A 13848-nucleotide genomic window follows, 5' to 3' on the forward strand; every position below is an offset into this window, starting at 1 on the left:
TTTTTCGACAAACAAGCTGGTGGAAAGGATTCTACAGGTTAGTTGACAACCTTTTGAATTGGTTGATCCAGGCCTGAGCCAATATAGGCAGACGCATTCACAATCAAAGTATTCCCTTTCATTCCGGGTGTAATATCCAGCTCCAGCTCTCCTTTGATCAGGTTAGCACGGGAGTTCATGTTTTTCCAGCCGTTGCCTTTTCCCTTTTTGAGTAGTTCAGCATCAAATCCCATCCCATTATCCTCGATCAGGAGGGTAAGCTCTTCTTCGTCTTTGGTCAGCTGGATGGTTACTTTATCAGCATCGGAATATTTCAGAATGTTATTGACCCATTCCTGGGTGATGCGATACAGTGAAATTTCCTGTACGTCCGTGAGCCGCTCTTCCAACCCAAAGAAATCGGTTTGTACGTCTACCTTCCCGGTGTTACTGATTCGTGTGGCGAACTCATCGATAGCCGCTGTTACTCCATGCTGTATGAGTGTTTGAGGCATCAGGTTGAAGCAGATGCCTCTGAGTTCCTGATACATATCCTCCAGCACTTTTTCAGATTCCTCAAACACCTTCTGGCGGTCTGCTTCATTTTTTTCAAGGGACTTCAGGTTGAGGTTCAAAACCGAGATCATTTGCCCAAAACCATCATGCAGGTCTTTGGCAAAGCGGGAGCGTTCCTTCTCCTGGGAAGAGATGGCGGCATTTAGCTGGGCATCACGCAGGGTGATCTCAGCTTCCTGTACGAGTAGCGCCTGTTTTTTCCGGGCTCTGCTTCTTATCAGTAAAATGATAATGCCAAGCAGTATGACTATAAACCCTAAGCTGCCAATAGCTGCAATATTTCGTTGGTTTTGTGCCTTTTGTTCAGCGATTTCGGCAGTTTGAAGGGCGATCTGTTGTTCTTTTTGTTCGGTTTCGTATTTGGTTTGGAGTTCGTTAATGATTTCCAGGTTTTTTACCCCCAGTAAGCTATCTTTTAATAAATAAGCTTTTTGCCAGAGACTGGCTGACTCTTCAAACCTGCTGCTGAGTTGATAGGCTTTGGCAAGTGTCTCTGTGGAGGATAATATTTCATCTCCAGCACCAATCTCTAGCGCCAGGGAGTAGCTTTTTTCACCATACTCCATAGCAGGAGCTTTTTGGTTGTTTGATAAATAGATTTCAGCAAGGCTGTTATAGCAGCTTACCAGTCCCTTTTTATCATCTAATTTTAGCTTGATCGCTATTGCTTCATTGAGGTAATAAATGCCAGAGTCGTATTTCTGCAGTCTTTTGTAGATGAGGCCTAACTCGCTGAAGCAAAAGCTCACACCCCTCATGTCATTCAAGTCCCTTTTGATGCTTGCAGCTTCCTGAAATGCTTTTTTACCTTCTTCCAACTGGTCCAGATGTTTACTTAGCGTAGTGGCAATGTTGATCTGAGCCCCAGCAGCTCCGCGTAAGTCATCGTTAGCTAAGTGAAATCCTTTGGCCTTTTGGAAGTTTTCCAGGGCTCGGTCATAAAGCTCTTGCCCATATTGGATGATGCCCAGGTTGTTGGTAGACACGGCCTGAATGGAAAGGATATTCATAGAGTCTCCTAACTGAACAGCCTTTAATATACGTTCAGTAGCCTCCGGATAATTGCCCATATCATTGTAAAGAATTCCGGTATTGTTAATCGCTAAAGCCTGCCCCTTTAAATCATTGATTTTGGCATAATATGAAATAGCCTGGTCAAAGAAAAAAAGAGCCGAATCATAATTTCCCTGGTTTTTATTGATGATACCTAAGCCATTATTAGCTTTTGCCCGGTAGTAATCCGGCTGAGTGCTCAATGGGGCAAACTTGATAGTCATTTGCCCGTACAATTTTGCCTGGTCGGGGTTGGAATATGCTACGCCTTTCATCTGCTCATAGAAATACGCTGCTTTATTTTTTTCAGATATTGTATCCAATTCTGATTGTCCATAAGAAAAGTAATAACCAAGCAAACAAAGGAGTATCTGTAAAGCAGCTGATCTTGAGCACATAATTTAAGGTGTAAGTACAAGTATGTAATTTAGGGGATTTCCTGCACCACCGGTTCAGTATGAATGGTTACAGGCACATTCACAATCAAAGTATTTCCTTTCATTTCCGGTGTGGTATCCAGCTCCAACTCTCCCTTGATCAGGTTGGCGCGGGAGTTCATGTTTTTCCAGCCGTTGCCTTTCCCTTTTTTGAGTAGTTCGGCATCAAATCCCATCCCATTATCCTCGATCAGGAGGGTAAGCTCTTCTTCGTCTTTGGTCAGCTGGATGGTTACTTTATCAGCACCGGAATATTTCAGAATGTTATTGACCCATTCCTGGGTGATGCGATACAGTGAAATTTCCTGTACGTCCGTGAGCCGCTCTTCCAACCCAAAGAAATCGGTTTGTACGTCTACCTTCCCGGTGTTACTGATTCGTGTAGCGAACTCATCGATAGCCGCTGTTACTCCATGTTGTATAAGTGTTTGAGGCATCAGGTTGAAGCAGATGCCTCTGAGTTCCTGATACATATCCTCCAGCACTTTTTCAGATTCTTCAAACACCTTCTGGCGGTCTGCTTCATCTTTTTCAAGGGACTTCAGGTTGAGGTTCAAAACCGAGATCATTTGCCCAAAACCATCATGCAGGTCTTTGGCAAAGCGGGAGCGTTCCTTTTCCTGGGAAGAGATGGCGGCATTTAGCTGAGTTTCACGCAGGGTGATCTCAGCTTCCTGTACGAGTAGCGCCTGTTTTTTCCGGGCTCTGCTTCTTATCAGTAAAATGATAATGCCAAGCAGTATGACTATAAACCCTAGGCTGCCAATAGCTGCAATATTTCGTTGGTTTTGTGCCTTTTGTTCAGCGATTTCGGCAGTTTGAAGGGCGATCTGTTGTTCTTTTTGTTCGGTTTCATATTTGGTTTGTAGCTCATAGATCTGCCGGGTTTTAGTTTCCTCAAAAAGGGTATCCCTTGCTACGTGATGTTTCAGGAGGACAGCAAACCCCTGCTCAAAGTCACCCATACCAGCCAGGTTTTGTGCCAGCTCAAACAGGGCGGAGACCTCAAGCTCCGTTGCATTGATCTTTTGGGCATATTCCAATGCTTTTTTCGCGTTTTTTATCCCCTCGGAAAACTCATTGGTTTTGTAATAGTTAGCGGCCAGGATCACATGGGTGTTAGTTAGTTCAAAATGATTGTCATGTTTTTCGTGCAGTATAATTGCCTCTTTGTAGAACCTGCGTGCTTTTGTGACCTGCCCCAGGCTGTCATAAGATAGCCCCAGATTAACCTGCACATGTGGTATGTATCGCTCGTACCCAAGTTCTTTATAGCCCTCCAGCGCCTCATTAGAATAGCGAATAGCTGCTTCATAGTTTTGAACAAGGAGCAGCACACTGCCAATATTTCCCTTGGTGACGGTCTGGCCAAATACTGAGCCTAACTCATCATAAACGGCCAGGGCTTTCTGATAATATTCGAGTACCTTTTTATACTCATTTTGCTTTTTATAGACAATGCCAATATTCCCAAGGACCATTGCCACATCAAATGGATCCTCTGAAAAAGATTCATAGAGCCTGAGCGCTGTGAAATAGCACTCAAGCGATTTGGTATTTTGACCAAGCTGATCATAGACAATTCCCATATTATTGAATACACTTGCCATCCCCAGGGAGTCATTTAAGGACTCCTTTATAGTAAGGACCTGCTGCTGTAAGATCAGGGCACTATCAAAAGCCCCCCTCGACTCGTAGCAGTTGGCAAGGCTGTTAAGCGATTGGGAGATGGCTGCTTTCGATCCTTCATTTTTACTGATCTCCAGCGCTTTTTTTGCCAGGATGATTGAACTATCCAGGTTGAAATTCTTATAGTGCCAGGAAAGTTCATTGAGTGATTGGATCTTTTCCATTGAGCTTTGGGATGGAAGTAGCTGTTTGATACTATCTATTGCTGTCTGCTGAGAATGAGCGGTCAGGCTTAGTATGTAAAGAATAAAAAATTGAAGGTATTTCATTTAGCTTAGGTGGTTAATCAAGTAGAAACTTTTCCAGGTAAAATAACAGAAAATAGTAGAGGGACTGATCCCGTATGTAGCAGGTAACCAGCAAGTTCATTAGGCAAAAAATTTTAAGACTATCTAAAACTAATGGGACTCCGTTAAAAAAACCATTAAAAGTGAATATCAGGCCGTTATTTTTCGATTAGAACGGGTTATTGCAGGTTTAAAGCGGAAAACCGGACATGAACCTGCCAAGTTAATACTGTGATCAACCTGCCTGTGAAGGTTATTATGAAAGAGGGCCGGTATATTCTTCGACAGGTACTGGTTTGCAGGGGGTTAAATAAAAAAGCGAACAACTTGTAATTGTCCGCTTTTCATAATCAGCTTTATTTCTTTGAAGATTAAGCTATTTCTTTCTTAAAACTCAAAACCGTCTTTTCGATAATGTCGCAGCATTCATGTAGTTCGTCTTCTGTCATTACAAGAGGAGGAGCAAACCGTATGATATTTCCGTGTGTAGGCTTGGCCAGCAACCCATTTTCCTTGAGCTGTACACAGATCTCCCATGCCGTAGAACTTTCCGCATGATCATTTACTACCACCGCGTTCAGTAAGCCTCTTCCACGGACAAGGCAGAGTAGTTCGGTCTTTTCGATGAGCTTCTCCATCCGTTTTCTAAAGATTTTACCGAGCTTACGAGCATTTTGGGTCAGTTTCTCATCTTTTATCACTTGTAGTGCTGCCATGGCCACTTTAGCTCCTAGAGGATTACCTCCAAAAGTGGAGCCGTGTGTTCCGGGCGTGATCACTTCCATGATGTGATTGTCAGCAAGTACTGCTGAAACGGGATAAACACCTCCGGACAATGCTTTGCCCAAAATCAAAACATCAGGTTTCACATTTTCATAATCTACGGCAAGCATCTCCCCTGTTCTTCCAATACCTGTTTGGATCTCATCGGCAATGAATAATGCATTGTTCTCCCGACAGAGCTTTTCAATGTTTTTCAGGTAACCATCATTGGGTACGATGACTCCTGCCTCTCCCTGGATCGGCTCGATCAATACTCCTACGATATTCGGATTGTCCTCGAAAGCCTCGCGCAGAGCGTCTATGTCATTATAGGTGACTTTGATAAAGCCGTGGGTATATGGCCCAAAGTTTCTTTTAGCATCAGCATCTGACGAAAAGGAAATGATCGTGGTGGTCCGGCCGTGGAAGTTCTGATCAAAAACGATGATCTGACCCTTGTTTTCTCCTACACCTTTTTTCTCATAGCCCCACTTTCGGCAGATTTTAATGGCTGTTTCTACTGCCTCTGCACCTGTATTCATCGGCAGCACTTTGTCAAACCCAAAATACTCCGTGACGTATTTCTCGTAAGGACCCAGTACATCATTGAAAAAAGCCCGGCTGGTCAGTGTAAGCGTTTCAGCCTGCTCTTTGAGTGTATCGATGATCCGCGGGTGGCAATGACCTTGATTTACAGCAGAGTATGCCGAAAGGAAGTCATAATACCTCTTTCCATCAACGTCCCACACATGCACACCTTCTCCTTTTGCCAAAACCACGGGCAATGGGTGATAATTATGTGCCCCATGTTTGTTTTCCAGCTCCATCAGGCTCTCAGCCTTTGCTGCTTTTGCTCCATTTGGAGCACTTTGGACTGACGTTGACATACGCTAAATCTTTAAATATTTTATAAATAGAACAAAGCCTCTTTTTAAGAGTTTCCAAAAGTAATAGTTTAGCAGTAAGATGCCATTGAAAAAGGAGAAGAAAGGCTCTGAAGAAGAAGACTTTTATTACACGGAGGAGGGATTTCTGGTTTTCACGGAAAAATACCACCTGAAAAGGGGCCATTGTTGCAAAAATGGGTGCAGACACTGTCCGTATGGATTTAAGGCTGGTAAAAGAAATTAAGTGGCTATTTGCTAATTAAATCTTTTGTGCGATATTTGCAGTCCGTTTTTAAAAACCGGTAGGATTATGTCAAAAGTTTGCGAAATATCAGGAAAGAGGCCAAGGGTTGGTAACAATGTGTCCCACGCTAATAACAAAGTAAAGCGTAGATTTAACCCTAATCTTCAGAAAAAGAGATTTTACATTCCGGAAGAAGATCGTTGGGTGACAATTCGCGTTTCAACCTCCATGTTGAGAACTATCAACAAAAACGGAATCTACAATGAGATCAAAAAAGCCAGGTTAAAAGGTACTACCAAGCTTTAATCAGTTTTCTATAAAATATTCATAGCCTCTCAGAATTTCTGGGGGGCTTTTTTTGTTTCCGCTGATGGAGACTAACGACCATTACCATAATATTCACCGATCTTTCAGATAACCTTGTGTAATTTTCTACTCTCAAAAATGAAAAGATCATGAAGCATCTTAAGCTTAGTGTAATAGCGCTTATAGGGTTCGTTACCTCAGTGTTTGCGCAGGAAAAGGCAGATATGCCGGATGATTTCCTGTCTTCTGAGTTTCATAAGGAGCGCAGAGAGCTGGTCCGAAAAAAAATGCCTAAAAATTCGGTGGCAGTCTTTTTTGCCAACCCTGTCCGTAACCGGGCAAACGATGTGGATTATGTTTACCATCAGGACCCGAATTTTTATTACCTCACCGGATACAAAGAGCCACATGCTGTACTGATGATCTTTAAGGGCAAGCAAACAGGTCCTGACGGTGAGAAATTTGATGAGATCATTTTTATCCAGCCCCGTAATGCCATGGCCGAGCTCTGGACGGGACGCAGACTTGGTATAGAGGGAGTGAAGGAAAAGCTTGAGTTTAACCAGGTTTTTAACAATACTGCCTTTAAGGATTACAACATAGATTTCTCAAAATTTGATAAAGTCCTTTTTTACGACTTTTTCAATGATGTGCGTGATACTGAGACTGAAGGCGATCTCTATGACCTCATCAGCTGGTTTAAAGAAAAGGCCAATTATCCTACCGGGGATGCACTGCAGATGGAGCCCGTAGCTTCCAACCTGGATATGCGTACACTGGATAATATCATGAAAGACCTGCGGGGGATAAAAACTCCTGAAGAAATTGACCTGCTGAGAAAAGCAGTGGATATATCGTGCATTGGTCAACGAGAAGTGATGAAGGCTATTAAGCCGGGCATGTCTGAATTTGAAGTGCAGGGTATCCATGAGTTTATCTTTAAGAAATACAGAGCTGAGTATGAAGGGTATCCTTCTATCGTTGGTGCCGGTCACAATGGCTGTATCCTGCATTACATAGAAAACTACAAACCGGAGATCGAAAGTGACGAGATGATCCTCATGGATCTGGGAGCTGAGTACCATGGCTACACTGCTGATGTTACGCGGACCATACCCATTGATGGCAAGTTCTCCGAGGAGGAAAAGGCTATTTACGATTTGGTGTACAAAGCCCAGCAGGCGGCGATCGAGGCCTGCCGACCGGGTGTAAACCTGAGGAGAGACCTGGATGCGGCTATAGCCCGAAGGATCATCAACGAAGGGTTGGTTGAACTGGGTATTATTGACAGTGTGGACCAGAGACATTTGTACTATCCTCATGGTTTAGGGCACCATATTGGCCTGGACGTACATGATAAAGGAAACTATGATACCCTTCAGCCAAATATGGCCATCACCATAGAGCCCGGGATATACATCCCCAAAGGGGTTGACTGTGATGAAAAATGGTGGGGTATTGCTGTGCGGATAGAGGATGACATCCTGATCACCGAAGACGGGTATGAGCTGCTGTCTGACCTTGCTCCCCGAAAGAGCGAGGAGATTGAGGCGCTGATGGCTGAGCCCAGCCCACTGGACGATTTCAATCTCCCTCAATTGGAAGAAAAATAGGTTGCCTATTATAAATAATTGTTCTAGATTTGCAGTCCTTTTGAATAAACGGGTAGAAAAATGGCAAAGAAAGGTAATAGAATACAGGTGATCCTGGAGTGCACTGAGCATAAGAACAGTGGTCAGCCGGGTACTTCAAGATATATCACTACCAAAAACAGGAAAAACACTCCTGAGCGAATCGAGCTTAAGAAGTATAATCCTATTTTGAGAAAATATACCGTACACAAAGAAATTAAGTAAGCATGGCTAAGAAAGTAGTTGCAACGCTAAAACAACCCGGCGGAGCTAAATTCGCGAAAGTAATCAGAGCGGTAAAGTCTGATAACGGTAACTATGTATACAAAGAAGACATGGTGCCGGAAGCTGAAGTAAAAAATATACTGGCTAAGAAATAAGCCTCTTTTGATACAATCAGGGAGCCGGTTCTGCTTTTTGCGGGATCGGCTTTTTGTATTTCCGGCTGTCACTGGCGTTAGGTTTTTAATCCGCGGAAGTGATACCCTTTTTATTTTTATCGTTATGTTTGATTGTTAACCAAATCATAATTACCGCAATGAACAGAAAACCAATCATTCTTATCTCAATTCTATTTTTAATCACGTTTAGTAGTCTCGGCCAGTCCAGGGATTCCATCAATCACAATGCACAGTTTGAAGCTGGAATCCTCCTAAAGAAATTTTCCAGACAGTACTTTGCCGGTGTAGGTGTAGCTGCCGGAGGATATATGATCACTTTGGTAGCTTTAAATAATGATAACGCTTCGCAAAGCAGCGACCTGGCTACAATAGGAGGTATAGCTGTTTTGGTCGGAACCGTCCTCATGATAAGTAGTCACTCCAAAGTAGGCGAGGCTGGAGAAAAGCTAATGATCTCAAGCCAGGCGCTCGGTTTTAATAATCAACGATTAAATAGTATAGGTTGGGCATTTCGGCTGGGTAAACAGAAAAAGCAAAAGGAAAGGCTTTTTGCAGCGAGGTGACTGTGGCGCTTCAGTTATGCTTTTTATAATGGGATGATTGCCTGAAAAGGAGCTATTTTTACGCCTCTAATCAAGAATACATGAAGTTCAAAAATATATTCTCAAAAGAGAAAAAGGAGACCCTGGATAAAGGCCTGGAAAAATCGAAAGAGAATTTTTTCAGTAAGCTTGGTAAGGCTGTAGTAGGTAAATCTACCGTAGATGAAGAAGTACTTGATGAGCTGGAGGAAATACTTATCACTTCTGATGTGGGTGTGGATACCACCATCAAGGTGATTGAACGCATTGAGGATCGGGTAGCTAAAGATAAATACCTGAATGCCTCGGAACTCAACCTCATTCTGAGGGAAGAAATAGCCGGACTGCTGGCTGAAAACAATACGGAAGACTTAAACAGTTTTGACCTGCCTAAGGTGGAGGGCCCTTATGTGATGCTGGTGGTGGGAGTAAACGGCGTGGGAAAAACCACTACGATCGGAAAGCTGGCTGCTCAGTTTAAGGCCCTCGGCAAAAATGTAGTGCTCGGGGCTGCGGATACCTTCAGGGCGGCTGCAGTGGAGCAGCTCATCAGGTGGGGTGAGCGCGTTGGTGTACCCGTGGTCTCCAAAGGGATGAACACAGATCCTGCATCCGTGGCTTTTGATGCAGCAAAGTATGGCGTGGATAACAATGCCGATGTGGTCATTATCGACACGGCTGGCCGTCTTCATACTAAGGTGAACCTGATGAATGAGCTTTCCAAGATCAAGAAAGTGATCCAGCGATTCATTCCGGAAGCTCCTCATGAAGTGCTCCTGGTACTGGATGGTAGCACGGGCCAGAATGCTTTTATTCAGGCCCGGGAATTTACCAAAGTCACTGAAGTCACTTCCCTGGCCATTACCAAGCTGGACGGTACTGCAAAGGGCGGGGTGGTCATCGGCATTTCAGATCAATTCAAGATCCCGGTAAAGTACATCGGAGTGGGTGAAAAAGCAGAGGACCTGCAGGTTTTCAACAAAATGGAGTTTGTTGACTCATTTTTTAAACGATCCTGACCTGGGTTCAGGGTCTCGGGGGTTTGCATTGTTATAGATAGAGATCAATGAATTTAACCTTATGAAGCACCTGACCATTCTTTTTGCCTTATTAGCTTTTCAGCTTCCTGCTCAAGACTTAAAAACCCTGGCTGACGAATCATTTAACAACCAGGACTGGAAAAAAGCAGCCGAAAATTATGCTAAATACCTGCAGGAAAACCAAAAGGATTCGTCCGGATGGTATCGGCTCGCTTTTAGTACGATGAAGTCCGGAGAGCCGGAGCAATCCCTGAATTATTTTGATAAGGCGCTCGAAACGAATTTTTTCCCCGCCTATGTACATTTTAGCAAGGGAAAAGCCTATGCCATGATGAAAAAGCCGGGGGAGATGTATGCTTCTTTGAAGGCATCGGCAACTAAGGGCTTTTCAAATTTCAAACGACTTCAGGAGGATGAAGAGTTTGCAGACTATCGGGAAGAAGAAGCCTTTCTGGAAGTTATTAAAACGGCCAGGATCAATGCGTACCCGTGCCTTTCAGATGAGAAGCGAAGACATTTTGACTTTTGGATTGGCGAATGGGATGTCTACGTCAAAGGAAATAAAGTGGGGGAGAACTCCATCACGTTGGCTAACGGAGGTTGTGCCATTCATGAGAGCTATACGACTCCCGGAGCTTATACCGGGCAGAGTATCAACTACTACGATCCTCAGGATGAAAAGTGGCATCAGCTCTGGGTAGGTAGCGGTGGCGGAGTGCTGGATTACGTGGAGATCGATAAAGGCGATGGTATGCTTCAGTTCCAATGCGACTATCTGAATCAGCAGGGAGAAAAGGCTTATTCCAGGCTGACTTTTACAGCTAATGAAGATGGTACGGTCAGACAGTTTTTTGAGAACTCCTCCGATGGAGAAAACTGGACCCCGGGATTTGATGGCCTGTATAAGCCGAAGGAGGAATGAATTTACACTTAGACAGAAAATTTATACCTTATGTGGGAGAGCCGAATTAGCACTTGGGCAGCGGGTGTTCAGCGGATGTTCCGATAAAAATAAATATTCCGATTATTCATTAAATGATTTAATCGGTCTACATAAAAACGCGGTGTAACAGCAAAGATTAAGTAATCTGGTCGTAGAGCCAATAGCACTATTCCAGGATTTACTTTTCATCTTCCCGTTCTTTATCACCTTCATTCAACAAATACCGGCTTGGTAATAGCATTTAATACGAGGTTTTCGTAATTTCAGTATTCTATAAGTGGCATTTTCAGAAAAGTAGCTGTCTATCAGATTTGTGAGCGATAATTAGTGCTGTTAAATGGAGGTTGTACAGTAGCTGAACGATTTAAAAAGAAACAAAATCGATTAATCAATGATAAAATTTAATGTGCTTTTTGCGGTATTGTTCGCCCTCGCTTTACAATGCAATGCTCAAAACCAAAAATCATACCTCCTAAAAGCAGGTAAATTATATGATTCAGAAAACAACATTTTTGTAAAAGATCAGGACATATTGATCCGGGGAAACAGAATAGCAAAAGTAGGTAAAGACCTGGAAATTCCTGAAAATACAGAGATCATTGACTTAACTAGTGCAACAGTAACTCCGGGATTGATCGATGCCCACACCCATTTGTTGCTCGAACAAAAAATTACAGATCAATTGGTTAATGATGCCATTCTCCATTCAGGCGAGTCACGACTATTGCGAGCGATTCCCTTGGGGAAAACCTACCTCAATGCTGGTTTTACCTCTGTACGAGATCTGGGAAACTCAGGCCAGTATCTGGACGTGGAACTAAGAAATGCTATTAATATGGGGTATGTAGAGGGACCAAGGATGTTTGTGTCCGGCCCCATTATTGGCTCCTATGATGGTCAGTTTGGAGGACTCCCCTTTGCCTTTCACAGCCGATATACTGAAATGGAGTACAGAACAGTTAATGGAGTTGAAGATGCAAGATTGGCTTTCAAAGAACACAGAGTTCAGTCTGTAGATGTAATTAAGATCCTGGCGTTTGGTAATACCTTGCCCATGAGTCACGAAGAAATGCAGGCAATCGTAGAAATAGCTCATGAAAATAGAATAGCGGTAACTGCACATGCAGACCGGGATTATGTAGCCCAGAATGCCATTAATGCCGGGGTTGATGGGATAGAACATAATTACAATATATCCGAGAAGACCATGGATCTTATGATAGAAAAGGGCGTGTACTTTGTTCCTACCTATGGCTCAGTGGACCTGATGATCATTGCGCATAAAACCCACAATATGGACTATGACGAACAACAAATGAGAAAAGATAATCAGTCTTACAACGATAGACTTGTGAAAGCATTGAAGAAGGGTGTAATGATTGTGGCGGGCTCCGATGCGTACTATAATTATGGAATACCCAGGGGCGAAGCATCAAAATATACTATCCTTGGTTATTTTGATGCAGGGTTCAAACCGAATGAGGCTTTGAGAACGGCCACATACAACGCGGCTATTGCATTGAATAAAAAAGATCAGCTGGGAGTGATCAAAGAGAACGCCCTGGCCGATATTGCAGTTTTTGAAGGAGATATGGAAGCTAACTTTAAGGAAGTTCTTTTTAAAGTTAAATGGGTAATGAAAGACGGCAAGATTGTATATAACAATATGGATTAACAGTATTGGTTTGGCTTAAAAGATTTGAAAACCCTTCTGGTCCCCGCGTTTGTAGCGCGGATCGCTGGATTTGAGGCATTTGAAATGCCATTATTTAGAAGTCCTCGTTGCGCCAAAGGCATCCCTTCGGGACAAACGAGGACTATATGGGGCTTAGCTCCAACTTACAAGTGTCCTTTCCTGACTCAAGCGCATAGGTATCATGACTATTGGAAATAGAAACACAATATCCTTCGAATTTTCAAGCTACTCCGGTGACCTGTTGAACCTTAACTTTTACCTTGGAAACAACCTAATTTCTCGCGAGGCAGTTTACGTACCAACTTATATTGCTTCTCTCGTACAATTTTTGGAACAGCTTAACACGGGGAATTTTCAAAACGAACGATTTAAAGATCAAACTCCCACTAAGGTTGTGGAAACTTTAGAAAGTGAACGAGATACAAATGAACCTCAATATTTCAGACATCTCTTACAAATTGACGAAACCACCGATCAGTATATTATTTTCGTTTTGAATCAAGACGAGTTGACACAATTCAACTGGTATTGTTGGGATAAACATAACTGTAACTCCGCACACAAACTCAATCAGATCTACACCGTTACCCTACCAACTTCTGAACTCATTTCAAGACTAAAACAGCTAATCTCCGAACTGAAAAAAGAGCTCACTAACAACTTCTATAAATAATCTATTACGTGATAGGACATGCCTAAATCCTCAAACGACAAAAACCAAATAGCCCCATTCCAATATTTACCTTGCATCTTCTCGTTCTTTATCACCTTCATTCGACGAATGCCGACTTGGTGATAGCATTTAATGCCAGGTTTTTGTAATTTCAGTATTCCATAGTGGTATTTATTACTGCGGTACTCCGGAAAAGGAGCTGTTTATCAGGTTTGTAAGCGATGAAATTGATTGGGGCTAAGTACTAATAAGTTCTTTTTTCTTAAAGGAATATTATTGATCATCGGCCAAGCTGAGTGATTACGTGTGAAATTCTACTAAAAGAATGATTGAGAGTTCAAAAACTAAACTCGTTTTATATAAATACCTATTTGTGATTCTCAGCTTGCTTCAAATAATTCGAGTTGTTAATCATTGGGGATCTCTAGATTTCCGCGGTATGGAGATATTACTGTTGATCATCTGTATAATGGTTTCAGCGTTTGCAATCAAATTTATATATGAGGCCAAGTTAACTGGAAACAATATTTTAATTGGGGGTAAAGAAATTTCATGGAATCAAGTTGATCGAATACGTTTTACTTTTTTGGGATTGTATAGAATTAGGTACCAAGGCACGCACTATTATTTTCCATCATCGGATTATGTTTTCCATTTTTTCGG

At 42.7% G+C, this 13848-nt stretch carries 13 protein-coding genes; 10 read left to right on the forward strand and 3 right to left on the reverse strand.

All coding sequences use genetic code 11. From position 1 onward, the window contains the following. Window positions 1–38 precede the first annotated feature (38 nt). From AC3E9V_RS01520 to rocD, 3 genes are all read right to left on the reverse strand, one after another. Window positions 39–2006, reverse strand: a complete 1968-nt coding sequence (locus AC3E9V_RS01520; RefSeq protein WP_488751417.1) for a tetratricopeptide repeat-containing sensor histidine kinase — start codon at window positions 2004–2006, stop codon at window positions 39–41. Window positions 2007–2035: 29 nt separating this feature from the next. Then, a complete protein-coding gene (locus tag AC3E9V_RS01525) occupies window positions 2036–4003 on the reverse strand; it encodes a tetratricopeptide repeat-containing sensor histidine kinase (RefSeq protein ID WP_488751418.1) in 1968 nt (655 codons plus the stop codon). Window positions 4004–4392: 389 nt separating this feature from the next. Then, a complete protein-coding gene (gene rocD / locus AC3E9V_RS01530) occupies window positions 4393–5670 on the reverse strand; it encodes an ornithine--oxo-acid transaminase (RefSeq protein ID WP_488751419.1) in 1278 nt (425 codons plus the stop codon). Window positions 5671–5749: 79 nt separating this feature from the next. Between rocD and AC3E9V_RS01535 the strand changes: the two genes are divergently transcribed. From AC3E9V_RS01535 to AC3E9V_RS01580, 10 genes are all read left to right on the forward strand, one after another. Then, on the forward strand, window positions 5750–5914 hold the full coding sequence (locus AC3E9V_RS01535; RefSeq protein WP_488751420.1) for a C1orf53 family protein: 165 nt from the start codon (window positions 5750–5752) through the stop codon (window positions 5912–5914). 66 nt (window positions 5915–5980) lie between these two features. Continuing rightward, on the forward strand, window positions 5981–6220 hold the full coding sequence (rpmB, locus tag AC3E9V_RS01540) for a 50S ribosomal protein L28 (RefSeq protein ID WP_488751421.1): 240 nt from the start codon (window positions 5981–5983) through the stop codon (window positions 6218–6220). A gap of 149 nt (window positions 6221–6369) precedes the next feature. Next, the gene (locus tag AC3E9V_RS01545) at window positions 6370–7833 is read left to right on the forward strand and encodes an aminopeptidase P N-terminal domain-containing protein (RefSeq protein ID WP_488751422.1); all 1464 of its coding nucleotides are present in this window, start codon (window positions 6370–6372) and stop codon (window positions 7831–7833) included. Between the two features lie 60 nt (window positions 7834–7893). Further along, window positions 7894–8076, forward strand: a complete 183-nt coding sequence (gene rpmG, locus AC3E9V_RS01550) for a 50S ribosomal protein L33 (protein ID WP_115867038.1) — start codon at window positions 7894–7896, stop codon at window positions 8074–8076. 2 nt (window positions 8077–8078) lie between these two features. Then, on the forward strand, window positions 8079–8231 hold the full coding sequence (locus AC3E9V_RS01555; protein WP_488751423.1) for a DUF4295 family protein: 153 nt from the start codon (window positions 8079–8081) through the stop codon (window positions 8229–8231). Window positions 8232–8389: 158 nt separating this feature from the next. Then, window positions 8390–8815: a hypothetical protein gene (locus tag AC3E9V_RS01560; protein ID WP_488751424.1), complete on the forward strand. Its 426-nt coding sequence runs from the start codon at window positions 8390–8392 to the stop codon at window positions 8813–8815. 80 nt (window positions 8816–8895) lie between these two features. Next, the gene (gene ftsY / locus AC3E9V_RS01565; RefSeq protein WP_488751425.1) at window positions 8896–9852 is read left to right on the forward strand and encodes a signal recognition particle-docking protein FtsY; all 957 of its coding nucleotides are present in this window, start codon (window positions 8896–8898) and stop codon (window positions 9850–9852) included. 61 nt (window positions 9853–9913) lie between these two features. Further along, the gene (locus AC3E9V_RS01570) at window positions 9914–10795 is read left to right on the forward strand and encodes a tetratricopeptide repeat protein (RefSeq protein ID WP_488751426.1); all 882 of its coding nucleotides are present in this window, start codon (window positions 9914–9916) and stop codon (window positions 10793–10795) included. 412 nt (window positions 10796–11207) lie between these two features. Continuing rightward, window positions 11208–12491 (forward strand): amidohydrolase family protein, encoded by a 1284-nt coding sequence (locus AC3E9V_RS01575; protein ID WP_488751427.1) that lies wholly within the window; start codon window positions 11208–11210, stop codon window positions 12489–12491. A 202-nt stretch (window positions 12492–12693) separates the two neighbouring features. Further along, on the forward strand, window positions 12694–13185 hold the full coding sequence (locus AC3E9V_RS01580) for a hypothetical protein (protein ID WP_488751428.1): 492 nt from the start codon (window positions 12694–12696) through the stop codon (window positions 13183–13185). Window positions 13186–13848: the final 663 nt, after the last annotated feature.

This window comes from Marinoscillum sp. HNIBRBA16962 (genome assembly GCF_057801515.1).

What these genes read in the sequence shown, in the direction of transcription:
- AC3E9V_RS01535 (WP_488751420.1), top strand. Translation starts at nt 5,750, where the DNA reads ATGCCATTGAAAAAGGAGAAGAAAGGCTCTGAAGAAGAAGACTTTTAT.
- rpmB (WP_488751421.1), top strand. Translation starts at nt 5,981, where the DNA reads ATGTCAAAAGTTTGCGAAATATCAGGAAAGAGGCCAAGGGTTGGTAAC.
- AC3E9V_RS01545 (WP_488751422.1), top strand. Translation starts at nt 6,370, where the DNA reads ATGAAGCATCTTAAGCTTAGTGTAATAGCGCTTATAGGGTTCGTTACC.
- AC3E9V_RS01575 (WP_488751427.1), top strand. Translation starts at nt 11,208, where the DNA reads ATGATAAAATTTAATGTGCTTTTTGCGGTATTGTTCGCCCTCGCTTTA.
- rpmG (WP_115867038.1), top strand. Translation starts at nt 7,894, where the DNA reads ATGGCAAAGAAAGGTAATAGAATACAGGTGATCCTGGAGTGCACTGAG.
- AC3E9V_RS01560 (WP_488751424.1), top strand. Translation starts at nt 8,390, where the DNA reads ATGAACAGAAAACCAATCATTCTTATCTCAATTCTATTTTTAATCACG.
- AC3E9V_RS01525 (WP_488751418.1), bottom strand. Translation starts at nt 4,003, where the DNA reads ATGAAATACCTTCAATTTTTTATTCTTTACATACTAAGCCTGACCGCT.
- rocD (WP_488751419.1), bottom strand. Translation starts at nt 5,670, where the DNA reads ATGTCAACGTCAGTCCAAAGTGCTCCAAATGGAGCAAAAGCAGCAAAG.
- ftsY (WP_488751425.1), top strand. Translation starts at nt 8,896, where the DNA reads ATGAAGTTCAAAAATATATTCTCAAAAGAGAAAAAGGAGACCCTGGAT.
- AC3E9V_RS01570 (WP_488751426.1), top strand. Translation starts at nt 9,914, where the DNA reads ATGAAGCACCTGACCATTCTTTTTGCCTTATTAGCTTTTCAGCTTCCT.
- AC3E9V_RS01555 (WP_488751423.1), top strand. Translation starts at nt 8,079, where the DNA reads ATGGCTAAGAAAGTAGTTGCAACGCTAAAACAACCCGGCGGAGCTAAA.
- AC3E9V_RS01580 (WP_488751428.1), top strand. Translation starts at nt 12,694, where the DNA reads ATGACTATTGGAAATAGAAACACAATATCCTTCGAATTTTCAAGCTAC.
- AC3E9V_RS01520 (WP_488751417.1), bottom strand. Translation starts at nt 2,006, where the DNA reads ATGTGCTCAAGATCAGCTGCTTTACAGATACTCCTTTGTTTGCTTGGT.